The organism is Altererythrobacter sp. H2 (assembly GCF_035319885.1).
Classification (GTDB): Bacteria; Pseudomonadota; Alphaproteobacteria; order Sphingomonadales; family Sphingomonadaceae; genus 34-65-8.
This window is the reverse complement of the sequence record NZ_CP141285.1, coordinates 921,411-945,042: the sequence shown is the minus strand read 5'-3', so window position 1 is coordinate 945,042 and position 23,632 is coordinate 921,411. Positions and strand designations below refer to the sequence as shown.

Sequence of the window (23,632 nt, the reverse complement as noted above, 5' to 3'; positions counted from 1 at the left end):
CTGCATTTTCGACAGGCGAGAGGAATTGGATATGGCCGAAGCTTACATCATCGACGCAGTGCGGACCCCGCGCGGGATCGGCAAGCAGGGCAAGGGTGCGCTGGCAGCGCAGCATCCCCAGCACCTCGCCGCCACCGTGCTCAAGGCCATCAAGGACCGCAACAACCTCGATACCAAGACCGTCGATGACGTGATCTGGTCAGTCTCCACCCAGGACGGCTTGCAGGCGGGCGACATGGGCCGGATGGCCTCGCTCGACGCAGGATACGATGTGACCAGCAGCGGCATGACGCTGGACCGGTTCTGCGGCGGCGGGATCACTTCGGTCAACCTGGCCGCAGCGCAGGTGATGAGCGGCATGGCCGATTGCGTGGTTGCAGGCGGCACCGAGATGATGAGCCTGACCGCGCAGATGGCCAAGGAGAAGATGCAGGCCGGCCTCAAGCCGCCGATGATGGGCAGCTACAACGAGCGGCTGCAGAAGGTTCACCCGCAGAGCCACCAGGGCATCTGCGGCGATGCCATTGCCAGCATGGAAGGTTTCACCCGGGCCGACCTCGACGAAGTCGGCTACCGCAGCCAGCAGCGCGCCGCCGAAGCAATCAGGGAAGGCCGCTTTGCCAAGTCGGTCGTGCCGGTGGTGGATGACGCAGGCAATGTGGTGCTCGACCGCGAGGAATACCCCCGCCCCGAGACGACCCTCGAAGGCCTCGGCCAGCTCGAGCCGGCCTTCACCAAGATCGCCGACGTGCCGATCGATGCCAACGGCACCACCTTCCGCAAGCTGATCAACCAGAAGTACCCGGACCTGGAGATCCAGCACTTCCACCATGCGGGCAACAGCTCGGGCGTGGTCGATGGTGCCGCTGCCGTGCTGGTCGCCAGCGCCGACTATGCCCGCAAGCATGGCCTCAAGCCGCGCGCCCGGATCGTCGCCACCGCCAACATGGGCGATGACCCCACGCTGATGCTCAACGCGCCGGTCCCGGCGGCGAAGAAGGTGCTGGAGAAGGCGGGGCTGACCTCCGACGATATCGACCTCTACGAAATCAACGAAGCCTTCGCCGTGGTCGCCGCCAAGTTCGTGCGCGATCTCGGGCTCGACTGGGACAAGGTCAACGTCAACGGCGGCTCGATTGCACTGGGCCATCCGATCGGCGCCACGGGATCGATCCTGATCGGCACCGTGATCGACGAACTGGAGCGCCGCGGCGGGCGTTACGGCCTCGTCACCATGTGCGCCGCAGGCGGCATGGCCCCGGCGATCGTGGTCGAGCGGATCGACGACTTCGTCGACTGAGGAAAAAGGTCAGCCGGTCCGCGATGCCAGCGCGTTGCGGACGGGCCCCACCCACTCCGCGCGGCAGATCAGCAGGTCCGGCATGTAGGTGTCGCCCTGGTTGTAGACGAGCGGGGTGCCGTCCATCCGGCTGGCGTGAAGGCCATGCGCCTGTGCCACCGCGACCGGGGCGCAGCTGTCCCATTCGTACTGGCCGCCGGAATGGAGATATATCTCCGCCTGCCCCAGGACCACCGCCATGGCCTTGGCCCCGGCACTGCCCATCGGCACCAGTTCAGCCCCGAGCGTTTCGGCCACTGCCACCGCCTCTGCCGCAGGGCGCGTGCGGCTGACCACCATGCGCGGGCGCGAGGGGGCAGGCGGCAGGGCCTGCGGTTGGTCACTGCGCAGCACGACCCCGCCTTCGAACCCCGGCAGGGCTACGGCACCAATGGTCGCCGCCCCGTCCACCGCCAGCCCGACATGGACCGCCCAGTCGCTGCGTTCGTCGCCATACTCGCGGGTGCCGTCCACCGGATCGACGATCCAGACGCGGCTCTTGGCCAGCCGGTCGGGGTTGTCCTTCTCTTCCTCGCTCAGCAGGCCGTCGTCCGGCCGCTGCGCCCGCAAGGCGTGGCACAGGAACTGGTTGGCGGTTTCATCCCCCGCCTTGCCCAGCGCCTTGCCCTGGAACACACCGCTGGCGCGCACTTCCAGCAGCAGGCGCCCGGCCACTTCGGCCAGATGCGCGGCAAGTTCGGCATCGGTCATGTTCATCGCAGCGGTACTATCCGCGAAACGATGTAATCGGCAGCCTCGTCCACCGTCATGTCCACGGTGTTGACGCGGATTTCCGGGTTATCAGGCGCTTCGTAGGGGCTGTCGATCCCGGTGAAATTCTTGAGCTGCCCGGCCCTTGCCTTCTTGTAGAGGCCCTTCACGTCGCGCGCTTCGGCCACTTCCAGCGGGGTATCGACGAAAATCTCGACAAACTCGCCCTCGGCCATCATCCCCCGCACCAGTTCGCGCTCGGCGCGGAACGGGCTGATGAAGGCGGTCAGCACGATCAGACCGGCGTCGGTCATCAGCCGCGCCACTTCGCCGACCCGGCGGATATTCTCGATCCGGTCAGCTTCGGTAAAGCCCAAATCCTTGTTCAGCCCGTGCCGCACATTGTCCCCGTCCAGCAGGAAGGTGTGGCGGTTCATGTGCACCAGCCGCTGCTCGACCGCGTTGGCGATGGTCGATTTGCCCGAACCCGAAAGGCCGGTGAACCACAGCACGAGCGGCTTCTGGTTCTTGAGCGCGGCGTGCTGCTCGCGCGTGGTGCTGACGGCCTGCCAGTGGACATTGTCCGCCCGGCGCAGGCTGAAATGGAGCATCCCGGCTGCGACCGTGGCATTGGTCAGCTTGTCGATCAGGATGAACCCGCCCAGCGTCCGGCTCTTGTCGTAAGGCTCGAACACGATCGGTTTCTCGGTGCGCAGCTCGGCCACCCCGATGGCGTTGAGTTCAAGTGTCCTGGCGGCCAGATGCTCAAGCGTATTGACGTTGATCTCGTACTTCGGCTCCTGCACCGTGGCGGTCACCGTCTGGGTGGCCAGCTTGAGCCAGTAGCCCCGACCCGGCTTCATCGCCTCGTCACTGAGCCAGACCAGCGTCGCCTCGAACTGGTCGGAGGCCTGCGGCGGATCCTCGGCCGCTGCGATCACGTCGCCGCGCGAGCAATCGACTTCGTCGGCCAGGGTCACGGTGACCGACTGGCCGGCCACGCCCTGCGCCAGATCGCCGCCGAACGTCACCACCGACTTGACCGTGCTGGTCTTGCCGGAGGGCACGATCCGCACGGCATCGCCCGGCTTCACCGTGCCGCTGGCAATCAGGCCGGAAAAGCCGCGGAAATCGAGGTTGGGCCGGTTGACCCACTGCACCGGCATCCGGAAGCTGCGCTCCTGCGCCGCTTCGTTGACCAGCGGCACCTTTTCGAGATGCTCGATCAGGCTGGGGCCGGAATACCACGGCGTATTGGCGGAGGGTGCACCATCGGCCTTGGGGGTAATGTTGTCGCCCTTGAAGCCGGAGATCGGCAGCGCGGTGAAGCTTTCGATCCCGATGCTGTGGGCGAAGGCGGCGTAGTCCGCGCAGATCGCGTCAAACACCGCCTGATCGTAATCGACCAGGTCCATCTTGTTGACCGCCAGCACCAGGTTGCGGATGCCGAGCTGGTGACACAGGAAGCTGTGCCGCCGCGTCTGCACCAGCACGCCCTTGCGCGCATCGACCAGGATCACCGCCACGTCGGCGGTAGAGGCGCCGGTGACCATGTTGCGGGTGTATTGCTCGTGCCCCGGGCAATCGGCAACGATGAACTTGCGTTTCCCGGTCGCGAAGAAGCGGTAGGCGACATCGATCGTGATGCCCTGCTCCCGCTCGGCCGCCAGACCGTCGACCAGCAGCGCAAAGTCGATCTCCTGCCCTTGCGTACCAACGCGCTTGCTGTCGCTTTCCAGCGCGGCGAGCTGGTCCTCGAAGATCATCTTCGAATCGTAAAGCAACCGCCCGATCAGCGTGCTCTTGCCGTCATCCACGCTGCCGCAGGTGATGAAGCGCAGCAGGTCCTTGTTCTGGTGCTGATCGAGATATGCCTCGATGTCCTCGGCGATCAGAGCATCGGTTTCGTAGGCGGGGCGCTCGGTCATCAGAAATACCCCTCCTGCTTCTTTTTCTCCATCCCGGCACCGCCTTCGTCCTTGTCGATCACCCGGCCCTGCCGCTCGCTGGTGGTGGTGAGCAGCATTTCCTGGACCACTTCCGCCAGCGTGGTCGCCTCGCTCACGACCGCGCCGGTCAGTGGCCAGCAGCCCAGCGTGCGAAAGCGGACGGACCGCTCGACGATCGGGGGCAGCGTGCCCATGACCTGCTCCAGCCGCTCGGCATCGTCGACCATGAACAGGCCGCCTTCGTGTTCGAATGTCGGGCGCGGGGCGGAGAAATAGAGCGGTACGATCTCGATGTTTTCGGCCATGATGTATTGCCAGATGTCGAGCTCGGTCCAGTTTGACAGCGGGAACACGCGGATGCTTTCACCTTTGGCCTTCTTCGCGTTGTAGACATTCCACAATTCGGGCCGCTGGTTCTTCGGGTCCCACCCGTGGCTGGCGGTGCGGAACGAGAAAATCCGCTCCTTCGCGCGGCTCTTTTCCTCGTCGCGGCGAGCCCCGCCGAAGGCCGCATCGAACCCATAATGGTCGAGCGCCTGCTTGAGCCCTTGCGTCTTCCACATATCGGTGTGGAGTGGGCCGTGGTCGAACGGGTTGATGCCCCGCTCCTTCGCTTCTTCGTTCTGCCACACCAGCAGGTCCATGCCGGCATCGTCGGCCGACTTCTGGCGCAGGGCGTACATCTCGCGGAACTTCCAGGTCGTATCGACATGGAGCAGCGGGAACGGCGGCGGCGAGGGATAGAATGCCTTCTTCGCCAGGTGCAGCATCACCGCGCTGTCCTTGCCGATCGAATAGAGCATGACCGGGCTGTGCGCCTCGGCCACGACTTCGCGCATGATATGGATGCTCTCGGCCTCAAGGCGGTCGAGGTGGGTCAGTTTCATCGCTGGCTCGCTTTCCTGTCCGCTGGGGGAATAGGCGGGCGGCCCGCTGGCGGCAATTGCTGCCCGGCGCAGAATTCCTTTCCCGCCGGGTGCGGGAACTTGAACCGGGGCTGCCTCTGCCGCTACCATCTTCGCTGGTTTGCGCTCAGCGGCCGGGGCTTTATGGGCTCTTCCGCAACCGGAGAACACCATGACAGCCAATCCCGAACATGTGCCCGTGATCATTGGTGTGGGCCAGGTCAACGACCGGCCCGACAGCCCGGAGCAGGGGCTCGATTCAGGCGGGCTGATGATCGCCGCGCTCAACGCCGCCGATGCGGATGCGGGCGGCGGCTGGCTGGAGCAGGTCGATTCATTGGCGCTGGTCAGCCAGCTGTCGTGGCCGCACCTCAACCCGCTGACGGAAGCTGTGGCCAAGGGCATCGGGGCGGCGCCTGACCACCTGTTCCAGACCGCCATGCCCAATGGCGACAGCCCGATCCTGCTGCTCAACGAAGCGGCCAACCGCATCGGCGCGGGCAAGGCAAAGATTTGCGCCATATCGGGGGGCGAGGCGCTGCGCACCGCCGCCCACCTGGCCCGCGCGAAAGCCGCCGCCGCCGGATCGGACCACAAGCCCAATGCCCTGCGCGATGCAGCCCACCGGCGCACGGTCGGCTATCGCCAGTCCTATGGCCTGACCGTGCCGGTCGATGTCTATCCGCTCTACGAGAACGCCGGGCGCGCCGCATATGGCCAGTCATTGAGCGAGGGACAGGCCGAAAGCGGGGCGATCTGGTCACGCTTCTCGCAGGTTGCTGCCGCCAATCCCTCGGCCTGGATCCGCAGCGAAACGAGCGCCGAAGACGTGGTCACCCCCAGCGCCGACAACCGCCCGATCGCCTTCCCCTACACCAAGCTGCAGGTCGCCAATTCCAGCGTCAACCAGGGCGCGGCGTTCCTGGTCACCAGCCTGGCCGAGGCGCGCCGCCGGGGCGTGCCGGATAGCCAGCTGGTCTATGTCGGCGCGGGCGCAGCGGCGCACGAGAGCGACGACTTCCTTGAGCGGGACCGGTTCGATGCCTCGCCCAGCATGGCGGTGTCGCTCACCCGCGCGCTGGAACTGAACGGCATTGGCGTGGAGCAAATCGACCACGCGGAGCTCTACAGCTGCTTTCCCTGCGTGCCCAAGATGGCGCGGCGGGTGATCGGCTGGCCGCTTGACCGCCCGGCCACGGTGTTCGGCGGCTTGACCTTCGGCGGCGGGCCGATCGGCAACTACATGAGCCACGCGGTCGCCTGCATGGTCGACAAGCTGCGTGCCGAGCCCCGAAACAGACAGCGCACCGGCCTGCTGTTCGCCAATGGCGGCTATGCCACCCACAACCACACCATCGTGCTGACCAGCCAGCCCAATCCCGGCATCAGCTTCCCGCAAGCCTTCGACTATCAGGCCGAAGCCGACGCTGCGCGCGGGGCCGTGCCGGAGCTGGACAAGGCCTACCTCGGCCCCGCCACGATCGAGACCTACACCGTCCACTATGGCCGCCAGGGCGAGCCGAAGCTGGGCACGGTGGTCGCACGCACCCCGGCGGGCAGGCGCACGCTCGCAGCCGTCCTGCCAGCGGACGAGGCCATGATCGCCTTCCTCACCGATGGCCAGGCGGAGCCGGTCGGCAGCGCGGGCGAGATCGTCGCAGGCGCAGGAGACTTGCGCGAATGGCGCCGGTCATGACCCCGCAACCATCCTCTATAATAACCAGTTTCATCGTGCTATCGATTGCCCCACAAACCAGCGCGAGAATCGCGCACTATTCCCGGGAGAGAACCTGATGACTGACTACCGCACCCTGATCGACGGTGAGATGGTCGACAACGGCCAGTGGCTCGATGTCGTCAATCCTGCCAACGAGGAAGTAATCGGCCGCGTGCCCGCCTGCGGCAAGGACGAGCTGGACCGCGCCGTCGCCGCAGCCCGCCGCGCCTTCAAGACCTGGTCGAAGACCCCGGTCGAGGAACGCCGCGCCGCGATCCAGAAGATCTCCGCGATCATCAAGGAAAACGCTGACGAGCTGCACCGCCTGCTCACCGCCGAACAGGGCAAGCCGCACAGCCAAGCCATGGGCGAAATCATCGGCGCCTCGATGATGGCCGGGGCCCAGTCGACCCTGAACCTTGACGAAGTGGTGAACGAAGACAGCGACCAGCGCCTCAGCCGCACCCGCCGCGTGCCGGTGGGCGTGGTTGGCGGCATCGTGCCGTGGAACTTCCCGGTGATGATGGCGATGCAGAAGATTGCGCCTGCCATGCTGAGCGGCTGCACCATCGTGCTCAAGCCCTCGCCCTTCACCCCGCTGACCACCCTGCGCCTGGCCGAGCTGATCAAGGACGCCGCACCCGCCGGCGTCGTCAACGTGATCACCGGCGAAGACAGCCTCGGCCCGCTGATCACCAGCCACCCGGATATCGACAAGATCACCTTCACCGGCTCCACTGCGACGGGGAAGAAGATCATGGAAGGCGCGAGCAAGGACCTGAAGCGGATCACGCTCGAACTGGGCGGTAACGACGCCTCGATCGTGCTGCCCGATGCCGACGTGGAGAAGGTGGCAGAGCAGCTGTTCTGGTCCAGCTTCACCAATGCCGGGCAGATCTGCGTCGCCGCCAAGCGGATCTACATCCACGAGGACATCTATGACGACCTGAGCAAGGCGATTGCCGAATATGCCAAGGGCGTGAAAGTCGGCGACGGCGCGCAGCAGGGTACGGCCGTGGGCCCGATCCAGAACAAGAAGCAGTTCGACCGCGTGTGCGAGCTGATCCAGGACGCCAAGGACAACGGCTACAACTTCCTGGTCGGCGGCGAGGTCGATCCCTCGGGCTCGGGCTACTACGTGCCGATCACCATTCTCGACAACCCGCCGGAAGATGCCCGGATCGTGGCCGAGGAGCAGTTCGGCCCGGTCATGCCGCTGATGAAGTTCAGCACCGACGAGGAAGTGATCGCACGCGCCAACAACTCCGAATACGGTCTGGCCGGTGCGGTCTGGACCAAGGATGTCGAGCGCGGCGTGAAGATCGCCGAGCAGCTCGAAACCGGCACGGTGTGGATCAACGAATTCCTCCACCTCTCGCCCTTTGCACCGTTCGGCGGGCACAAGCAGTCCGGCTTCGGCGCCGAATACGGGATCGAGGGGCTGAAGGAATTCACCTACCCGCAGGTCATCACGGTGAAGAAGAACGCCGCGGTCTGATAATGCCAAGGGGGCTGCCTGATCAGAAACAGGCAGCGCCCCCTTGATTTCCGCACTCGTCCCGGCGCATGAGCGGGCATGACCGGCCTGCACACCACGCTTGCCCGCAGGGGCCTGATGTTCATCCTCTCCTCGCCCTCGGGCGCAGGCAAGACCACAATCAGCCGGATGCTGCTGGAGGCGGACAGCGAGATCAAACTCTCCGTATCCTGCACCACCCGCCCGATGCGCCCCGGCGAGGAAAACGGGGTCCACTACCACTTCGTCAGCGATGCCGACTTCGACCGGATGGTCGAGGAAGACGACTTCTACGAGTGGGCGCACGTGTTCGGTCACCGCTACGGCACCCCCAAGGCCCGCGTCCGTGCCGCGCTGAAGGAAGGGCAGGACTTCCTGTTCGACATTGACTGGCAGGGCACCCAGCAGCTCTACCAGAAGGACCAGCAGGACGTGGTCCGGGTGTTTCTCCTCCCCCCCAGCATCGACGAACTGCGCCGCCGCCTCGAAGGCCGCGCGCAGGACAGCCAGGACGTGATCAACGCCCGGATGGAGCGCGCCCGCGCCGAGATCAGCCACTGGGACGCCTATGACTACGTGGTGATCAACGACAATGTGCAGGCCTGCTTCGGCAAGGTGCAGCAGATCCTCGCCGCCGAGCGGATGAAGCGCCAGCGCCAGACCGGCCTCATCCCGTTCGTGCGCGAACTGATGGGTTAGACGGGTCAGTCGCTCGCGAAGCTGCCCCGGGTCCGGTTGGCGATGGCCACCAGCGTCAGCATCACCGGCACCTCCACCAGCACGCCCACCACCGTCGCCAGTGCCGCGCCGCTGCCCAGTCCGAACAGGCTGATGGCAACCGCTACTGCCAGTTCAAAGAAGTTGGACGTGCCAATCAGCGCACATGGCGCGGCAACCGCGTGCGGCACCTGCCACACCTTGGCCCAGCCATAGGCGATGAAGAAGATGCCATAGCTCTGGACGATGATCGGCACCGCGATCAGCGCAATCAGCAGCGGGCGTTCGACAATGGTTTCCGCCTGGAACCCGAACAGCAGCAGCACCGTCAGCAGCAGGCCGATGACCGAGAGCGGCTTCATGCGCGCGGTGAAGGCAGTCACTGCCTCGACATTGCCGCCATGACCGGCGAGCAGGCGGCTGCGCACAAGGGCTCCGACGAGCAGCGGCACGACCACATAGAGCGCGACCGACAGCAGCAGCGTTTCCCACGGCACCGCAATGTCCGTCACCCCGAGCAGCAGCGCAACAATCGGCGCGAAGGCGACGATCATGATCAGGTCGTTCGCCGCCACCTGCACCAGGGTATAGGCCGGGTCGCCCTTGGTCATCTGCGACCAGACGAACACCATCGCAGTGCAGGGTGCCGCGCCGAGCAGGATCAGCCCGGCGATGTACTGCTGGGCATCGGCCGGCTCGATCAGGTCGGCGAACACCACTTCGAAAAACAGCACGCCCAGCGCCGCCATGGTGAACGGCTTGATCAGCCAGTTGACCACCAACGTAATGACCAGCCCCCTCGGCTTATCACCCACCCGCCGGACCGCGCCGAAATCGACCGCGACCATCATCGGGAAGATCATTGCCCAGATCAGCACCGCAACCACCAGGTTGACCGAGGCATATTCGAGCGCGGCCAGCGCGCCAAACAGGCCGGGCACCAGATTGCCCAGCGCCAGACCCGCGAGGATCGCCGCCCCGACCCAGACGGACAGCCATTTCTCGAACAGGCCAAGCCCGGCAGCGCGGGCCTCGGCGGCAGCCGTGGAACTGGTCATTGTGCGTCTGCCTCCCGCCCGATCGCTTGCAGCCTGTCGCGTAATGCGAGTTCTTCGAGGCTGGCAAGCGGAAGCGCAAGGAGCAGGTCGATCCGCCGCTTCATCATGCGGAAGGCATCGAGGAAGGCGGCTGCTTTTTCCGCGTCGCTCCCTTCCACCGCCGCGGGGTCGGGAATGCCCCAGTGCGCCGAGGTTGGCCGCCCCGGCCAGACCGGACAGGTTTCCGCCGCCGCGCTGTCACAGACGGTGAAGATCAGGTCGAATTCCGGGCCGTCAGCGAATTCGTGCCAGTTCTTCGAACGATACCCGTCGACCGGATAGCCGAGGGTCTTCAGGGTGTGGATTGCCCAGGGATTGACCGCGCCGGTGGGATTGCTGCCGGCGCTGAAAGCCCGGAAGCGGCCTGCGCCATCATGGTTCAGGATTGCTTCACCCAGAATCGAGCGGGCAGAGTTGCCGGTGCACAGGAACAGCGCATTGAGCGGTCTTTCGGTCATGGCAAATCTCAGCAGCAGGTAGCAGGTGCGGAGGCCGCTTGCGGCACGCAGCACGCACCGTTGGCAGCATTGGCCGAAGCCAGCTGGGCCAGATCCGGGCTGCCGCCGTAGGTCGTGCTGCCGCCTTCGGTCAGGAAGGCTTCCCAGACCACGCCGTCAGGATCGGCGATCCAGCTCTTTTCCGATTTCGCATAGCAGCAGGTGGTCGCGCCTTCCTCCAGCACCGGGCCGTCGGCGGCCTTGAGGCGGGCGTAGACTTCGGCCAGTTCGGCCTGATCTTCGACCTGCAGGCCGACATGCTCGATGCCCTTGGCCGCATCTTCGTGCATGGAGATTGCAAAGTTGATGCGCGGGTCCTCCAGCATCCACTTGGCATAATCGGACTTCACCACGGCGGGTTCGGCGCCGAACAGATTCGCATAGAAGGCGATTGAACGATCAAGGTCGGTCACGCCGACATGGACATGGAAGCGTTTCATCAGGCAGTCTCCCGTTTCGGATGGTCTTGCAGTTCCAGTTCGCCATCGCAGGCCACCCCGCCGCAGCAGTTTTCCATGAGGTAACCCATCAGGCGGTTCATGGCGGCGTAGTCCGCCGAGTAGATGATCGAGCGGCTTTCGCGCCGCTGAGTGACCAAGCCGGCGTTGGCGAGCTGGGCGAGGTGGAAGCTCATCGAAGAAGCGGGCACGTCAAGCTTTTCGGCCAGGACCCCGGCCGCCAGCCCACTGTCGCCCGCCTGGACCAGCAGGCGGAACACCGCCAGCCGGTGCTCCTGCGCCAGCGCACCGAGTGCTTTGATGACAATGGCTGGTTCCATTCGTGCATTCCCATGATTCGATAATTGTCGAATTATGGGAATGCCCGCGTGCCGTCAAGTAGGCTTTGGCGGCTTCAGCCGCGCCCCATAGAAAAGCCCCGCATCGCGGGGCTTTTCGTAGTCCGGATAGTCAGTCGGCTGCGCAGCTGCGCGTCAGCCCTTGCCGCCGGGATCGGCGAAGTGGCTCGGCAGGTAGGCGTTGACCACGCCGCCGTCGACCGTCAGCGTATCACCGACGACGTAGTCACCGGCGCGGCTGGCAAGGTAGATTGCAGCCGCGGCCATGTCTTCCGCCACCCCGATCCGCTTGGCGGGAATGCCTGCCGCACTGGCATCGGGGGCGTTCTTGGCCGCCTTGTTCATCTCGCTGGGGAATGCCCCCGGGGCGATCGAGGTGACAACGATGTTGTCTTCAATCAGCCGTGCCGCCATCCGCCGGGTCAGCTGGATCAGGCCCGCCTTGCTCGCCTGATAAGCGTAGGTTTCCCACGGGTTGATCCGCTGTCCGTCAATCGAGGAGACGTGGATCACCTTGGCAGGCCGCCCGGGGCTGGCCGCCGCAACCAAGAGCGGATGGAGCTTCTGGGTCAGGAAGAACGGCGTCTTGACGTTGAGGTCCATTGTCCGGTGCCAGCCTGCCTCGCTGAACTCGAGGAACGGCTGGCCCCAGGCGGCACCCGCGTTGTTGATCAGGATGTCGAGCTTGCTTTCGCGCCTGGCGATCTCGTCCGCCAGATGCTGCATCCCGTCCATCTGGCTGAGATCGGCGGGGATACCGATGACCCTATCGGCACCAAAATGCGCGATGGTCTCTTCCATCTGCTCCACCTTGCGGGCGGAGATATAGACCCGGGCGCATCCGGCGGCGAGCAGACCTTCGACGAACATCCGGCCAATACCCCGGCTGCCGCCGGTCACCAGCGCAACGCGCCCGTCGAGGTTGAACAGGGAATGCAGGTCCATAATCAATATCCGCTCAGCTTGGCCACGCGATCGGCGTGGTAATAGAGGTCACCGAGGAACTCCTGCAGCGCACGATCGCGCTTCATGTAGAGGCCCACGTCGTATTCGTCGGTCATGCCGATACCGCCGTGCATCTGCACCCCTTCCTTGACCGCGAGGCTGGCAGCCTTGGAGACCTTGGCCTTGGCGACCGAAGTCATCAGGTCAGCCCGCTCACTGCCACCATCCAGCAGCTGGGCCGCCTTGATGGTGATCGCGCGGGCGATCTCGACTTCGGAATAAAGGTGCGCGGCGCGGTGCTGCAGCGCCTGGAACTCGCCGATCAGCTTGCCGAACTGCTTGCGCTGCTTGAGGTAATCGACCGTCATGTCCATCGCCCCGCTGGCCACGCCCACGCCCTCGGCCGCCGCGCCGATGCGCCCGGCCATCAGCACGGCACCCAGCACTTCACGCCCGCCATCGACTTCGCCGATCACGGCATCACCATCCAGCTCGACGCTGTCGAACCTGGTGTGGGTCGCCATCGAACTGTCGACCAGCCGCACGGCGTCGTGGCTCATGCCCGCCGCGTCCCTGGGTACGGCGAACAGGGTAATGCCATCTGCATCGTCATCGCTGCCCGAAGTGCGCGCCGCAACCACCAGCATATCGGCACTGGCCCCGTGGATCACGAAGTCCTTCTGCCCGGAAAGACGGAAACCGTTGCCCGATTTCTCGGCGCGGGTCCTGATCCGTTCGGGCCGATGCTTCGCACCTTCGTCAATCGCCACGGCGAACACGCTGTCGCCCGACAGCAGGCCGGGGAGATAACGACCCTTGAGGTCGGCAGAGCCGTGCTTGAGCGCGGTCGCCGCCAGCACAGCGCTGGTCAGGAAGGGCGAGGGGGTGAGGTTGCGGCCGATTTCCTCGAGCACGATTCCGGCCTCGACATGGCCCATGCCCATGCCGCCGTCTTCCTCGCCGACGAGGATGCCGGTGAAGCCCATTTCCGCCATCTGCTTCCACAGCGCATGGCCGAACCCGTCCTTGCATTCACGGTCGCGCCAGTGGCGCAGCTGTTTCCCGATGCTGCCTTCCTCGGCCATGAACTGGCTGGCGGTTTCGGCCAGCATCGCCTGGTCGTCATTGTGATACAGTGCCATGATTCAGGCTCCCGGCAGGTCGAGAATGCGTTTGGAAATGACGTTGAGCATGACCTCGCTGGTGCCGCCCTCGATCGAGTTTGCCTTGGTCCGCAGCCAGTCACGCGCCGGCTTGCCGCCGCGTGTTTCCTCGCTGTCCCACTCCAGGCTGCGCGATCCGCCCGCACTCATCATCAGTTCGTGGCGCCGCTTGTTGAGCTCGGTCCCGACGTACTTCATCATGTTCGGCTGGGCCGGATGGGCCTTGCCGACCTTGATCTCGTCAAGGAACTTCTCGCCCATCGCGGTGTAGGCCAGCGCATCGACATCGAACAGCGCCAGCTCGGCGCGCAGCAGAGGGTCGATCTCGCCGGCATGGCGCAGCATCGCCGCGCCGATGCCCGCTGTCCGATCCCCGCCGCCTGCGCCGGAGATCATCTCGCGCTCGTGGCCGAGCAGGTACTTGGCGACATCCCAGCCGCGGTTGATCTCGCCCACGAAGCCGGGCACGTCCTCGCCATAGGATTTCGGCACGGCGACATTGTCGAAGAAGGTTTCGCAGAACGGGCTGTTGCCGCTGATCAGCTTGATCGGCTTGGTGGTGACACCGGGCGTCCTCATGTCGAACAGCATGAAGGTGATGCCCTGGTACTTGTTCCCCTTGTCGGTGCGGACGAGGCAGAAAATCCAGTCACACTTGTCGGCATAACTGGTCCAGATCTTCTGGCCATTGACCACCCAGTGATCGCCGCGATCTTCCCCGAAGGTCTGCATCGAGACCAGGTCGGAGCCGCTGCCGGGCTCGGAATAGCCCTGACACCAGCGGATTTCGCCGCGCGCGATCTCGCTCAGGAAACGCTTCTTCTGACCTTCGGTCCCGAAGTGGAGCAGCGCGGGGCCGAGCATCCAGATGCCGAAGCTCGACAGTGGCGGGCGCGCGCTGATGCGGTTCATTTCCTCGCGCAGCACCTTGGCTTCGGCAGCATTGAGACCTGCTCCGCCATATTCCTTGGGCCAGGCCGGAACGGTGTAGCCCTTGGCGACGCAGGCTTCGAACCAGGCCTTCTGCGCTTCGCTCTGGAACGTGGCGTTGCGCCCGCCCCAGAATATGTCCTCTTCGCCGCGCGCGGGTTCGCGCATCTCAGGCGGGCAGTTGGCCTCCAGCCAGGCGCGCGTTTCAGCGCGGAAGGTTTCCAGATCGGACATGGTCGCAGCTCCTCTCGCAGACATGCGGCGCAGGTTTTCCCGGCCGCTTGACGCTAACGTAAGGCGATTTGACCGAGTCCTGCAAGCACGTTCGGAGGGAGCGCGGATGCCGTAGCGTCAGGCTATGTTACGTTGACGTAAGCTGGAACACGCTTAAGCTGGGGCAAAACAACAAGGGAGAGGCCGGGAATGCGATTCTCAGGCAAGACGGTGGTAATTACCGGCGCCGCGTCCGGCATCGGCAAGGCAGCGGCTGAGCTGTTCACCCGCGATGGTGCGACCGTTTACGCGGCTGACATCGATGTCGCTGCAGGCGAGGCGCTGGCAGCGGCCTCGGACGGCGCAATCCGATTCCAGCACTGCGACGTGACCAGCACCGAGGCCATCCGCGCGCTGATGGACCGCGCCGGGAGCGAGACCGGCGGGATCGACGTGGTCTTCAACAACGCGGGCGCAGGCGGGGCGCGGGCCAAGATCCACGAAGTCGAACCGGCTGACTGGGACCGGACGATGGACCTACTGCTGCGCTCGGTCGCGTTCGGCATCCGTTACGCCGTGCCGCACATGCAGGGCCGCCCAGGTGCATCGATCGTCAACGTTTCGAGCGTGGCGGCAGTCGGCCCCGGCTATTCGCCCACCACCTATGCCGTGGCCAAGGCTGGCGTGCTCCACCTCACCAAGATGGCTGCGGCGGACCTCGCCCAGTTCGGCATCCGGGTGAACGCGATCCAGCCCGGTTTCATCAACACCGACATTTTCACCTCGTCACTGGAAATCCCGGATGAGCAGAAGGGCATGGCGAAGGGCGTGATCGCGCAGATGAGCAGCAACGCCCAGCCGGTGAAGCGTGGCGGCCAGCCCCGCGACATTGCCGAAGCCTGCGCTTTTCTCGCCAGCGATGCAGGCAGCTTCATCACCGGGGCCAGCCTGCTGGTCGACGGCGGGATTACCCTGGGCCCGCGCTACAGCTGGGATCCGGAGGAGCCGGCGATCTTCGGCGCGCTCGAGGCGCTGGAAGAGCAGGCAAAGGCCAACGCCGGCAAATGACCCCTCCCCCGCGCCCATTGCCGATGCGGATCAAGCTGTTCAACGGCTCGGGTTCGGTCGCCTTCGGGATCAAGGACAACGGGTTTTCGGTCTTCCTGCTGACCTACTACAACCAGGTGCTGGGCATGGAGGCATGGCTAGTCAGCCTTGCGCTGGTGACCGCGCTGGTGATCGATGCCTTTGTCGATCCGTTCCTCGGCAACCTGTCCGACCGGACCTACACCCGCTGGGGCCGGCGCCTGCCGTGGCTCTACGCCGCGCCGATCCCGCTGGCCTTCGCCTGGTACTTCATGTGGGCACCGCCATTTGACGGGCCACCGGGCTTCTGGTCATTGCTGCTGATTGCAGTGACGGTGCGCCTGCTCCTGTCGGCGTGTGAAGTGCCCTCTATCGCGCTGGTCCCGGAACTGACCCGCGATTACGAGGAACGCACCACGCTGTTCCGTTATCGCTTCCTGTTCGGCTGGACCGGCGGTCTGATCGTGCTGTTCCTGGCCTATCAGGTGTTCCTGCGCGACGACCTGCTGGGGCGCGAGGGGTACGAGGCTTATGGCCTGTTCGGCGCGATTACCATTGCCGCCTTCGTGCTGATTTCCGCGCTCGGCCAGCACAGCTTCATCGCCCGATACCCCAAGGACCGGCCGCCGCCGTTTTCCCTGCGCAATGCATTTTCCGAAATCGTCGAAGCGTTTTCGGAACGCCCGTTCCTGATCTTTGCCGCCGGGGCCCTGGCAGCCTATATCAGCCAGGGGATGACCTTCGCCCTGTCGAACTACCTCTACTATTTCGTGTGGGAATTGTCGGAGGGGCAGATCGCGCTTTATCCCCTGATCCTGTTCTTCAGCGTTGTGGCGGTTTTCCTGTTGCTCAGCCCGCTGCACCGCCGCTTCGGCAAAGCTCGTACCGGCGCAATTGCAACCTTGGTGTCGATGACCTTCTGGCTGATCCCGTTCGGCTTCTACTACACCGGCACCTGGCCGGAACTGGGCAGCGCGGCCAGTGCGGCGGCCTTGTTCGGGTTCATCTTCGTCAGCAATGCAGCGGGCGTGGCGGCGGTGATTTCCGCCACCTCGATGGTGGCAGAGATTGTCGAGGCATTCGAGGCCAAGACCGGGCGGCGCGCCGAAGGCAGCTTCTACGCCGGCAACTGGCTGGTGCAGAAAAGCGCAACCGGCATCGGCATCCTGCTGGCGGGCGGGATGCTGTCGCTGGCGGCGTTCCCGATCGGTACCGCCCCCGGGTCCATCGACCGCGACGTGCTGCTGGCCCTGGTTGCAATGTACTGCAGCCTGGTCATGGTGCTGGGCCTGTTTTCTGCCTTCTGGCTCAACCGTTTTCCGATCAGCCGCGCTGATCACGAAAACCGGCTGGCTGCAATGGCAGCAGCATCAACGGAGCCGGCCGCGACGCCATAGCGCCGCACAAATGAGAGCTTGGCGCATGGGGGCACCTCTGCCACCGTCGCCCGGCAAGATTCGAACGAACCACGCAATCTGATTACGATGATCGAGAGGAACGACTGATGGATTTCGAACCCACCGAACGGCAGGTCTACTGGCGCAACCGCGTGCGCGATTTCATCGAGGCGAATGTCCGCCCGGCGGTGGCCACCTACAAGCAGCAGGACGCCGAGGGCGACCGCTGGAAGGTGATCCAGGTGGTCGAGGACCTGAAGGCCAAGGCCAAGGCGCAGGGTATCTGGAACCTGTTCATGCCGCCGCAGAACAGCAGCCACCACCACGTTGACGACACCTTCGAATTCGAAGGGCCGGGCCTGACCAACCTCGAATATGCGCTCTGCGCCGAGGAAATGGGCCGGATCGGCTTTGCCAGCGAAGTGTTCAACTGCTCTGCGCCCGACACCGGCAACATGGAAGTGTTCCACCGCTACGGCACCCGCGAGCAGAAGGAGCAGTGGCTCCGCCCGATCATGAACGGCGAGATCCGCTCCGCCTTCCTGATGACCGAGCCCTTCACCGCCTCGTCCGATGCGACCAATATCGAAACCCGGATCGAGCGTGACGGTGACGAATACGTCATCAATGGCCGCAAGTGGTGGTCCTCCGGCCTCGGCGATCCGCGCTGCAAGGTCGCGATCGTGATGGGCAAGACCGACTTCGGCGCCCAGCGTCACGCGCAGCAGTCGATGGTGCTGATGCCGATCGACGCACCGGGCGTGAACATCCTGCGCCACTTGCCGGTGTTCGGCTATGACGATGCGCCGCATGGCCACATGGAAGTGGAACTGAAGGACGTGCGCGTGCCCGTTACCAACATGCTGCTGGGCGAAGGGCGCGGGTTCGAGATCGCCCAGGGCCGCCTCGGGCCGGGCCGCATCCATCACTGCATGCGCACCATCGGCGTCGCCGAAGAAGCGCTGGAAAAGATGTGCCGCCGCCTGCAGGAGCGTGAGGCGTTCGGCAAGCCGGTCTACAAGCACTCGGTGTGGGAAGAACGCGTGGCCCGCGCCCGGATCGACATCGAAATGACCCGCCTGCTGTGCCTCAAGGCGGCCGACATGATGGACAAGGTCGGCAACAAGGCGGCCAAGCAGGAAATCGCCATGATCAAGGTGCAGGCCCCCAACATGGCGCTGCGGATCATCGACGATGCGATCCAGGCCCATGGCGGCGGCGGGGTTAGCGAGGACTACGGCCTTGCTTCGGCCTATGCCCACCAGCGCACTCTGCGCCTCGCTGACGGGCCGGACGAAGTCCACGCCCGTTCCATCGCGCACATCGAGTTCGCCCGTCACGCCCCCAACCCGGGCCCGAGCGCCAATGCCCTGCGCGACGGCAAGGGCCCGATGACGGCAAGCCCCTCGTTCAGTTCGGGTGATATGGGCGTGGCGCGGTAAGACGCGGCAAGACAAGGACAGAGCAGATGGCAAAGGCAGCAATTCTCGAACAGCCCGGACAGGGCCTGGTCATGGGCGACGTCGAGCTGGCCGATCCCGGCCCGCATGAAGTCCTGATCGACACCAAGGCCTGCGGCCTGTGCCATTCTGACCTGCACTTCATCGAAGGCAGCTACCCTCACCCGCTTCCGGCCATTCCCGGCCACGAAGCGGCCGGGGTGGTCCGCGCGGTCGGCAGCGAGGTGAAGACGGTCAAACCGGGCGATCATGTCGTCTCCTGCCTCAGCGCCTTCTGCGGCCACTGCGAGTTCTGCGTGACCGGCCGCATGGCGCTGTGCCTGGGCGGTGATACCCGCCGCAGCGGCGATGCCGGGCCGCGCATCCGCCGGGCCGATGGATCGCCGGTCAACCAGATGCTCAATCTTTCGGCGTTCTGCGAGCAGATGCTGATCCACGAACACGCCTGTGTGAGCATCGACAAGGACATGCCGCTCGACCGCGCTGCCATTCTCGGCTGCGCGGTGACGACCGGTGCAGGCACGATCTTCAACGCCTGCTCGGTGGTGCCGGGCGAAAGCGTGGCGGTGATCGGCTGCGGCGGGGTCGGCCTGGCTGCAATCAATGCAGCCAAGATTGCCGGAGCCGGTCAGGTCATCGCCGTCGATCCGGTGCCGGAAAAGCGTGAGCTGGCGATGGTGCTGGGCGCAACCCATGCGGTTGACGCCATGGCCCCTGACGCCGCGCAGCAGATCATGGCGATCTCAAAGGGCGGCGTGCACCATGCGATCGAAGCGGTCGGGCGGCAGGCTTCGGCCGATCTCTCGGTCGCCTGCCTGCGGCGCGGCGGCACGGCGACGATCCTCGGGATGATGCCGCTCGATTGCAAGGTTGGCCTCGGCGCGCTTGACCTGCTCTCGGGCAAGAAGCTGCAGGGCGCGATCATGGGCATGAACCACTTCCCTGTCGACCTGCCGCGGCTGGTCGATTTCTACCTGCGCGGCCTGCTCGACCTCGACACCATCATTGCCGAGCGGATCCCGCTGGAAAGGATCAACGACGGGTTCGAGAAAATGAAGAGCGGCCACTCGGCGCGCAGCGTGGTGGTGTTCGACTGATGAGCGAGACGGCAATCGATTTCGACAAGGAAATGGTCGGCACGGTCGAGGTGTCGGACAACGACCGGCTCGACCTGGCCGCACTGACCGCCTGGTGCGAGGCCCATGTCGAGGGCTTCGAAGGCCCGATTTCCTATTCTAAATTCAAGGGCGGCCAGTCCAATCCCACCTACCGGATTGACACCCCGGGCCGATCCTACGTGCTGCGGCGTCAGCCGTTCGGCAAGCTGCTGCCGAGCGCGCACGCCGTCGACCGCGAATATACCGCGATGCACGCTCTCGGCCCGACCGGGTTTCCGGTGCCGAAGACATACGGCCTGTGCGAAGACCCGGAGGTCCTCGGGTCCAAGTTCTTCATCATGGGGCTGGCCGATGGCCGGTCGCTGTGGAACGGCGCGCTGCCGCAATGCAGCCCGCAGGAACGGCGCGAAATCTACCATGCCATGATCGACACCATGGCCGACCTGCACCTGAAAGACCCGGTCGCCATCGGTCTCGGTGAATTCGGCAAGCCGTCCGACTACTGCGCCCGCCAGATCAGCCGCTGGACCAAGCAGTACAAGCTCAGCGAAACCGAGCACATGCCGAAGATGGAGCGGCTGATCGAATGGCTGCCGCAGACCGTGCCGCCGCAGCATGGATCGAGCGTGGTCCACGGCGACTACCGGCTCGACAACATGATCTTCGAGGCGGACGCCAACCGGGTGCTGGCCGTGCTCGACTGGGAGCTGTCGACCCTCGGCGATCCGATTGCGGACTTCAGCTACCTGATGCTGAACTGGCATAGTCCCGCCGATGGCCGTGCCGGGCTGCAGGGCCTCGACCTCGAGGCGCTTGGCATCCCCACTGTCGAGCAGGCCGTGGAACGCTACGTTGCGCGCACCGGCTATCCCGTGCCTCCGATGGACTGGTACTTTGCCTACAACCTGTTCCGCCTCGCCGGCATCATCCAGGGCATCAAGAAGCGGGTGATCGACGGCACGGCTTCTTCTGCCCATGCCCGGTCCATGTCCGACAGGGTCGCCCCGCTGGTCGATCGTGCATACGACTTCGCGCTCGCGGCGGGGATGGACGGATAGCGCCCGCCGCCCTAACAGCGCGGGCGAAACGCCAGCCCGGGAGTGCCACATGACCGCCGATCTCCAGTCCGCCATCGAAGCCGCATGGGAACGCCGCACCGAGGTGACCCCGGCCAGCGCTGACGTGCGCGAACCGGTCGAAGCCGCGCTCGAACTGCTCGATGGCGGCAAGGCGCGGGTGGCCGAACCTGACGGTAATGGCGGCTGGCGGGTCAACCAGTGGCTCAAGCAGGCCGTTCTCCTGAGCTTCCGCCTCAACGACAACGTGCTGATCGATGGCGGCGCGGCCGGCGCCCCGGCGTTCGACAAGGTGCCGAGCAAGTTTGCCGGATGGGGCGAGAACCGCTTCCGCGACGCCGGTTTCCGCGTCGTTCCCGGCGCAGTCGCGCGGCGCGGCGCCTTCATCGGCAAGGGCGTGGTCCTGATGCCGAGCTTCGTCAACATCGGCGCCTATGTCGATGAGGGGACCATGGTCGACACCTGGGCCACCGTCGGCAGCTGCGCCCAGATCGGCAAGAACGTACATATCTCGGGCGGCGCAGGCATTGGCGGCGTGCTCGAGCCGCTTCAGGCCGGCCCGGTCATCATCGGTGACGGTGCCTTCATCGGCGCACGCGCCGAGGTGGCCGAAGGGGTGGAAGTCGGCGAAGGCGCGGTGCTTTCCATGGGCGTCTATCTTGGCGCTTCGACCAAGATCATCGACCGCGCCACCGGCGAAGTTCACCGCGGCAAGGTGCCGCCCTATGCCGTGGTCGTGCCCGGCGCCCTGCCCGATCCCAAGGGCGGGCCGAGCCTTTACTGCGCGGTGATCGTCAAGACGGTGGACGCGCAAACCCGCTCCAAGACTGCCATCAACGAGCTGCTGCGGGACTGAACCGGAACGTTTGACCTGCGTCTCCGTTCTGTTGGCTGGATCCAACAGGACAGGAGGCCACGACCATGCACCGCGAAGGACAGGAAACCCACATCGATACCGACGAGGCCCGCGCCGGTGAAACCACCGGTGCAATGCGCTGGGTGCTGCTGATCAGCACCGCGCTGGCGATTGTCGCGCTGACGGTCATCTGGGTCACCGGGGCATTGACCCAGGACCCGGTGGAGAGCGAAGGCACGGCCACCGGCCGGATCGAACAGCAGCGCGAGCAAGGGGAAACGGTCAACCAGAGTTCGGTCGATTCGGTTGCTGCAGAGCGCGGCGATCAGCCTTCCGAACCGGCTACAGTCCAACCGTAAGCCGGGTGCTGCTCGGGCCGCCGCTTACTCCTGCAGGGCCACGGGCGTTTCTACCGGAGCCATATCCTTGACACTGGCGGCATAGGTTTCAGCCTGGCGCATCGCCCGCAGGGCATTGCGCAGGGAAATCTTCTCCAGGTCGGCCTGCGAATAACCGCGCCGCGCGAGCTCGGCAAACAGCGCCGGGTAACCCGCCACGTCTTCCATCCCGACAGGGCCGGTCGGCATCCCGTCATAGTCCCCGCCAATGCCGATGTGGTCGATCCCGGCCACCTTGCGCACATGATCGACATGGTCCGCCATGTCCGAAATCGTCGCCAGCGGCAGGGGGTTGGCATCGTCCCACGCTTTCAGGCGCGCTTCGACTTCCTTCGGCTGGCCCAGCCAGAGCGCTTCGAGCCGGGCTTTTTCAGCCTGGCGATTGCCGAACCATTGCCGCGCCGGTTCGCTCAGGAAACCGGGCAGGCCCACCACCATCACCACGCCGCCATTCCGGGGGAGCCGGGACAGCACGGAGTCCGGCACATTGCGCGCATGGCCATTGACCGCCCGCGCACCCGAATGGCTGAAGATCACCGGCGCCTTTGCCACGTCGAGCACGTCGTGCATGGCTTCCTCGCTCACATGGCTGAGGTCGACCAGCATTCCCAGCCGGTTCATCTCGCGGATGACCGCGCGGCCGAAATCGTTCAGCCCGCCATGCTTCGGCGTGTCTGTGGCGCTGTCCACCCACGACAAGGTGCGCGAATGGGTGAGTGTCATGTAGCGCACGCCCAGCTCGTGCATCTGGCGCAGCACCGCCAGACTGTCGCCTATCGAATGGCCACCCTCGATCCCCAGCAGGGAGGCGATCCGGCCGGCCTTGATCGACGCCTCGACGTCCCGCGCGGTCAGCGCGAACTGCAGGTCGCGGGGATTGCTGGCGATCAGGCGTTTGGTCACGTCGATCTGTTCCAGCGTGGCCTGGATCGCCTCGGGCTCACTGGTGTTGGCGGGCACATAGACTGACCAGAACTGCGCCCCCACCCTGCCTTTCCGCAGCCGGGTAAGGTCCGTGTGGAGCGGCCGCATCTCGGCCTGCTCCGGCGGCAACACGGTGGTATCGACCAGATCGAAACCGCCGATCACATTGCGGTAACGCACCCGCAGCTGGTTGGGCAGGTCATTGTGGCCATCGAACACCGGCGCAGCCTTGAGAGCAGCCTCGGCGATCTGCTCAGGCGTGCTCGCAGACGCAGGAGCGGTGGCAAGTGCGATCAGGGCCACGCTGGCTAGGGCAAACGATTTCATGGCGGATATCTCCGGAAAGCAGGCTAGGTTGCCGTTCGTTCTAACGCATCTCCGGGGGGAGGAAAGCCCGATGGCTGGCCAGAGGCGGGAAAGGGTGCGCACCGCGCTGTGCTGGGTCCTGGCGCTGTTCTATGCCTTTGCCGGCGTCATGCACCTGACCCGGCCAGAGCCGTTCCTGGGGATCATGCCGGAAGCGGTTCCATGGCCCGAACACGTCGTCTTCTGGACCGGGGTTGCGGAACTGGCCGGCGCTGCCGGGCTGGTGCAGCCGTGGTCAGCGGTCGTGCGGCGGTGGGCCGGGATCGGGCTTGCGCTCTACGCGCTGTGTGTCTGGCCAGCCAACATCAACCATTTCGCGTTGGACATGGCGAAGGCTGACGGCGGGCTGGGCCTCGCCTATCACGTGCCGAGAATGATGGCGCAGCCGCTGGTAATCTGGCTGGCACTGTGGGCGGGCGGAGCAACCGACTGGCCGCTCCGCCGCACACCGTAAGA

23 protein-coding genes are annotated in these 23,632 nt (G+C 65.2%); 12 read left to right on the top strand and 11 right to left on the bottom strand.

The annotated features are described in order from the left end of the window. The first annotated feature begins 31 nt into the window (after nucleotides 1–31). Nucleotides 32–1,300: an acetyl-CoA C-acetyltransferase gene (locus tag U4960_RS04695; RefSeq protein WP_324262420.1), complete on the top strand. Its 1,269-nt coding sequence runs from the start codon at nucleotides 32–34 to the stop codon at nucleotides 1,298–1,300. A gap of 9 nt (nucleotides 1,301–1,309) precedes the next feature. Here U4960_RS04695 and U4960_RS04690 read toward each other — a convergent pair whose 3' ends face one another. From U4960_RS04690 to cysD, 3 genes are read right to left on the bottom strand one after another with little or no spacing between them, the layout of a single operon-like run. Further along, nucleotides 1,310–2,050, bottom strand: a complete 741-nt coding sequence (locus tag U4960_RS04690) for a 3'(2'),5'-bisphosphate nucleotidase CysQ (protein WP_324263058.1) — start codon at nucleotides 2,048–2,050, stop codon at nucleotides 1,310–1,312. A gap of 2 nt (nucleotides 2,051–2,052) precedes the next feature. Further along, complete coding sequence (gene cysN, locus U4960_RS04685; RefSeq protein ID WP_324262419.1) at nucleotides 2,053–3,978, bottom strand: sulfate adenylyltransferase subunit CysN; 1,926 nt, start codon at nucleotides 3,976–3,978, stop codon at nucleotides 2,053–2,055. Beyond that, the gene (cysD, locus tag U4960_RS04680) at nucleotides 3,978–4,886 is read right to left on the bottom strand and encodes a sulfate adenylyltransferase subunit CysD (protein ID WP_324262418.1); all 909 of its coding nucleotides are present in this window, start codon (nucleotides 4,884–4,886) and stop codon (nucleotides 3,978–3,980) included. The genes cysN and cysD overlap by 1 nt, the downstream gene beginning before the upstream one ends. 190 nt (nucleotides 4,887–5,076) lie before the next feature. On the opposite strand from cysD, the gene U4960_RS04675 reads away from it, so the two are divergent. The 3 genes from U4960_RS04675 to gmk all read left to right on the top strand — a co-directional run bounded on the left by U4960_RS04675 (nucleotide 5,077) and on the right by gmk (nucleotide 8,836). Next, nucleotides 5,077–6,600 carry an acetyl-CoA acetyltransferase gene (locus tag U4960_RS04675; protein ID WP_324262417.1) on the top strand — a complete coding sequence of 508 codons (1,524 nt, stop codon included), beginning with the start codon at nucleotides 5,077–5,079 and terminating at the stop codon, nucleotides 6,598–6,600. 97 nt (nucleotides 6,601–6,697) lie between these two features. After that, nucleotides 6,698–8,119, top strand: a complete 1,422-nt coding sequence (locus U4960_RS04670; RefSeq protein ID WP_416379099.1) for an aldehyde dehydrogenase family protein — start codon at nucleotides 6,698–6,700, stop codon at nucleotides 8,117–8,119. A 78-nt stretch (nucleotides 8,120–8,197) separates the two neighbouring features. Then, nucleotides 8,198–8,836, top strand: a complete 639-nt coding sequence (gmk, locus tag U4960_RS04665) for a guanylate kinase (protein ID WP_324262416.1) — start codon at nucleotides 8,198–8,200, stop codon at nucleotides 8,834–8,836. Between the two features lie 5 nt (nucleotides 8,837–8,841). On the opposite strand, the gene arsB is transcribed toward gmk, so the two are convergent. The 7 genes from arsB to U4960_RS04630 all read right to left on the bottom strand — a co-directional run bounded on the left by arsB (nucleotide 8,842) and on the right by U4960_RS04630 (nucleotide 14,516). Further along, nucleotides 8,842–9,912 carry an ACR3 family arsenite efflux transporter gene (gene arsB / locus U4960_RS04660; RefSeq protein WP_324262415.1) on the bottom strand — a complete coding sequence of 357 codons (1,071 nt, stop codon included), beginning with the start codon at nucleotides 9,910–9,912 and terminating at the stop codon, nucleotides 8,842–8,844. Beyond that, nucleotides 9,909–10,409 (bottom strand): arsenate reductase ArsC, encoded by a 501-nt coding sequence (locus U4960_RS04655; RefSeq protein ID WP_324262414.1) that lies wholly within the window; start codon nucleotides 10,407–10,409, stop codon nucleotides 9,909–9,911. The genes arsB and U4960_RS04655 overlap by 4 nt, the downstream gene beginning before the upstream one ends. Nucleotides 10,410–10,417: 8 nt before the next feature. Beyond that, nucleotides 10,418–10,888, bottom strand: coding sequence for an ArsI/CadI family heavy metal resistance metalloenzyme (locus tag U4960_RS04650; RefSeq protein ID WP_324262413.1), 471 nt, complete (start codon nucleotides 10,886–10,888; stop codon nucleotides 10,418–10,420). Beyond that, the gene (locus U4960_RS04645; RefSeq protein WP_324262412.1) at nucleotides 10,888–11,226 is read right to left on the bottom strand and encodes an ArsR/SmtB family transcription factor; all 339 of its coding nucleotides are present in this window, start codon (nucleotides 11,224–11,226) and stop codon (nucleotides 10,888–10,890) included. The genes U4960_RS04650 and U4960_RS04645 overlap by 1 nt, the downstream gene beginning before the upstream one ends. A 153-nt stretch (nucleotides 11,227–11,379) precedes the next feature. After that, nucleotides 11,380–12,189, bottom strand: coding sequence for an SDR family oxidoreductase (locus tag U4960_RS04640; protein ID WP_324262411.1), 810 nt, complete (start codon nucleotides 12,187–12,189; stop codon nucleotides 11,380–11,382). A gap of 2 nt (nucleotides 12,190–12,191) precedes the next feature. Beyond that, nucleotides 12,192–13,331: an acyl-CoA dehydrogenase family protein gene (locus tag U4960_RS04635; RefSeq protein WP_324262410.1), complete on the bottom strand. Its 1,140-nt coding sequence runs from the start codon at nucleotides 13,329–13,331 to the stop codon at nucleotides 12,192–12,194. A gap of 3 nt (nucleotides 13,332–13,334) precedes the next feature. Then, nucleotides 13,335–14,516 carry an acyl-CoA dehydrogenase family protein gene (locus tag U4960_RS04630; RefSeq protein WP_324262409.1) on the bottom strand — a complete coding sequence of 394 codons (1,182 nt, stop codon included), beginning with the start codon at nucleotides 14,514–14,516 and terminating at the stop codon, nucleotides 13,335–13,337. A gap of 189 nt (nucleotides 14,517–14,705) precedes the next feature. Here U4960_RS04630 and U4960_RS04625 point away from each other — a divergent pair, with 189 nt between their 5' ends. The 7 genes from U4960_RS04625 (at nucleotide 14,706) to U4960_RS04595 (ending at nucleotide 21,847) form a co-directional block, all read left to right on the top strand. Then, nucleotides 14,706–15,563, top strand: a complete 858-nt coding sequence (locus U4960_RS04625; RefSeq protein ID WP_324262408.1) for an SDR family NAD(P)-dependent oxidoreductase — start codon at nucleotides 14,706–14,708, stop codon at nucleotides 15,561–15,563. Further along, nucleotides 15,560–16,978 carry an MFS transporter gene (locus U4960_RS04620; RefSeq protein ID WP_324262407.1) on the top strand — a complete coding sequence of 473 codons (1,419 nt, stop codon included), beginning with the start codon at nucleotides 15,560–15,562 and terminating at the stop codon, nucleotides 16,976–16,978. The genes U4960_RS04625 and U4960_RS04620 overlap by 4 nt, the downstream gene beginning before the upstream one ends. 107 nt (nucleotides 16,979–17,085) lie before the next feature. Further along, the gene (locus U4960_RS04615) at nucleotides 17,086–18,420 is read left to right on the top strand and encodes an acyl-CoA dehydrogenase family protein (RefSeq protein ID WP_324262406.1); all 1,335 of its coding nucleotides are present in this window, start codon (nucleotides 17,086–17,088) and stop codon (nucleotides 18,418–18,420) included. A gap of 26 nt (nucleotides 18,421–18,446) precedes the next feature. After that, a complete protein-coding gene (locus tag U4960_RS04610; protein WP_324262405.1) occupies nucleotides 18,447–19,535 on the top strand; it encodes a Zn-dependent alcohol dehydrogenase in 1,089 nt (362 codons plus the stop codon). After that, nucleotides 19,535–20,614, top strand: coding sequence for a phosphotransferase family protein (locus tag U4960_RS04605; RefSeq protein WP_324262404.1), 1,080 nt, complete (start codon nucleotides 19,535–19,537; stop codon nucleotides 20,612–20,614). Before U4960_RS04610 ends, U4960_RS04605 begins: the two co-directional genes overlap by 1 nt. Nucleotides 20,615–20,663: 49 nt before the next feature. Beyond that, nucleotides 20,664–21,488: a 2,3,4,5-tetrahydropyridine-2,6-dicarboxylate N-succinyltransferase gene (gene dapD / locus U4960_RS04600; RefSeq protein ID WP_324262403.1), complete on the top strand. Its 825-nt coding sequence runs from the start codon at nucleotides 20,664–20,666 to the stop codon at nucleotides 21,486–21,488. Nucleotides 21,489–21,553: 65 nt separating this feature from the next. Then, entirely contained in the window at nucleotides 21,554–21,847 is a 294-nt protein-coding gene (locus U4960_RS04595; RefSeq protein ID WP_324262402.1) for a hypothetical protein, read from the top strand. A 24-nt stretch (nucleotides 21,848–21,871) separates the two neighbouring features. Here the strand turns inward: U4960_RS04595 and U4960_RS04590 are convergent, their stop codons facing one another. Further along, on the bottom strand, nucleotides 21,872–23,137 hold the full coding sequence (locus U4960_RS04590) for a dipeptidase (RefSeq protein ID WP_324262401.1): 1,266 nt from the start codon (nucleotides 23,135–23,137) through the stop codon (nucleotides 21,872–21,874). 70 nt (nucleotides 23,138–23,207) lie between these two features. Between U4960_RS04590 and U4960_RS04585 the strand changes: the two genes are divergently transcribed. Then, nucleotides 23,208–23,630 carry a DoxX family protein gene (locus U4960_RS04585; RefSeq protein WP_324262400.1) on the top strand — a complete coding sequence of 141 codons (423 nt, stop codon included), beginning with the start codon at nucleotides 23,208–23,210 and terminating at the stop codon, nucleotides 23,628–23,630. Nucleotides 23,631–23,632: the final 2 nt, after the last annotated feature.

What these genes read in the sequence shown, in the direction of transcription:
- U4960_RS04695 (WP_324262420.1), top strand. Translation starts at nt 32, where the DNA reads ATGGCCGAAGCTTACATCATCGACGCAGTGCGGACCCCGCGCGGGATC.
- U4960_RS04690 (WP_324263058.1), bottom strand. Translation starts at nt 2,050, where the DNA reads ATGACCGATGCCGAACTTGCCGCGCATCTGGCCGAAGTGGCCGGGCGC.
- cysN (WP_324262419.1), bottom strand. Translation starts at nt 3,978, where the DNA reads ATGACCGAGCGCCCCGCCTACGAAACCGATGCTCTGATCGCCGAGGAC.
- cysD (WP_324262418.1), bottom strand. Translation starts at nt 4,886, where the DNA reads ATGAAACTGACCCACCTCGACCGCCTTGAGGCCGAGAGCATCCATATC.
- U4960_RS04675 (WP_324262417.1), top strand. Translation starts at nt 5,077, where the DNA reads ATGACAGCCAATCCCGAACATGTGCCCGTGATCATTGGTGTGGGCCAG.
- U4960_RS04670 (WP_416379099.1), top strand. Translation starts at nt 6,698, where the DNA reads ATGACTGACTACCGCACCCTGATCGACGGTGAGATGGTCGACAACGGC.
- gmk (WP_324262416.1), top strand. Translation starts at nt 8,198, where the DNA reads ATGACCGGCCTGCACACCACGCTTGCCCGCAGGGGCCTGATGTTCATC.
- arsB (WP_324262415.1), bottom strand. Translation starts at nt 9,912, where the DNA reads ATGACCAGTTCCACGGCTGCCGCCGAGGCCCGCGCTGCCGGGCTTGGC.
- U4960_RS04655 (WP_324262414.1), bottom strand. Translation starts at nt 10,409, where the DNA reads ATGACCGAAAGACCGCTCAATGCGCTGTTCCTGTGCACCGGCAACTCT.
- U4960_RS04650 (WP_324262413.1), bottom strand. Translation starts at nt 10,888, where the DNA reads ATGAAACGCTTCCATGTCCATGTCGGCGTGACCGACCTTGATCGTTCA.
- U4960_RS04645 (WP_324262412.1), bottom strand. Translation starts at nt 11,226, where the DNA reads ATGGAACCAGCCATTGTCATCAAAGCACTCGGTGCGCTGGCGCAGGAG.
- U4960_RS04640 (WP_324262411.1), bottom strand. Translation starts at nt 12,189, where the DNA reads ATGGACCTGCATTCCCTGTTCAACCTCGACGGGCGCGTTGCGCTGGTG.
- U4960_RS04635 (WP_324262410.1), bottom strand. Translation starts at nt 13,331, where the DNA reads ATGGCACTGTATCACAATGACGACCAGGCGATGCTGGCCGAAACCGCC.
- U4960_RS04630 (WP_324262409.1), bottom strand. Translation starts at nt 14,516, where the DNA reads ATGTCCGATCTGGAAACCTTCCGCGCTGAAACGCGCGCCTGGCTGGAG.
- U4960_RS04625 (WP_324262408.1), top strand. Translation starts at nt 14,706, where the DNA reads ATGCGATTCTCAGGCAAGACGGTGGTAATTACCGGCGCCGCGTCCGGC.
- U4960_RS04620 (WP_324262407.1), top strand. Translation starts at nt 15,560, where the DNA reads ATGACCCCTCCCCCGCGCCCATTGCCGATGCGGATCAAGCTGTTCAAC.
- U4960_RS04615 (WP_324262406.1), top strand. Translation starts at nt 17,086, where the DNA reads ATGGATTTCGAACCCACCGAACGGCAGGTCTACTGGCGCAACCGCGTG.
- U4960_RS04610 (WP_324262405.1), top strand. Translation starts at nt 18,447, where the DNA reads ATGGCAAAGGCAGCAATTCTCGAACAGCCCGGACAGGGCCTGGTCATG.
- U4960_RS04605 (WP_324262404.1), top strand. Translation starts at nt 19,535, where the DNA reads ATGAGCGAGACGGCAATCGATTTCGACAAGGAAATGGTCGGCACGGTC.
- dapD (WP_324262403.1), top strand. Translation starts at nt 20,664, where the DNA reads ATGACCGCCGATCTCCAGTCCGCCATCGAAGCCGCATGGGAACGCCGC.
- U4960_RS04595 (WP_324262402.1), top strand. Translation starts at nt 21,554, where the DNA reads ATGCACCGCGAAGGACAGGAAACCCACATCGATACCGACGAGGCCCGC.
- U4960_RS04590 (WP_324262401.1), bottom strand. Translation starts at nt 23,137, where the DNA reads ATGAAATCGTTTGCCCTAGCCAGCGTGGCCCTGATCGCACTTGCCACC.
- U4960_RS04585 (WP_324262400.1), top strand. Translation starts at nt 23,208, where the DNA reads ATGGCTGGCCAGAGGCGGGAAAGGGTGCGCACCGCGCTGTGCTGGGTC.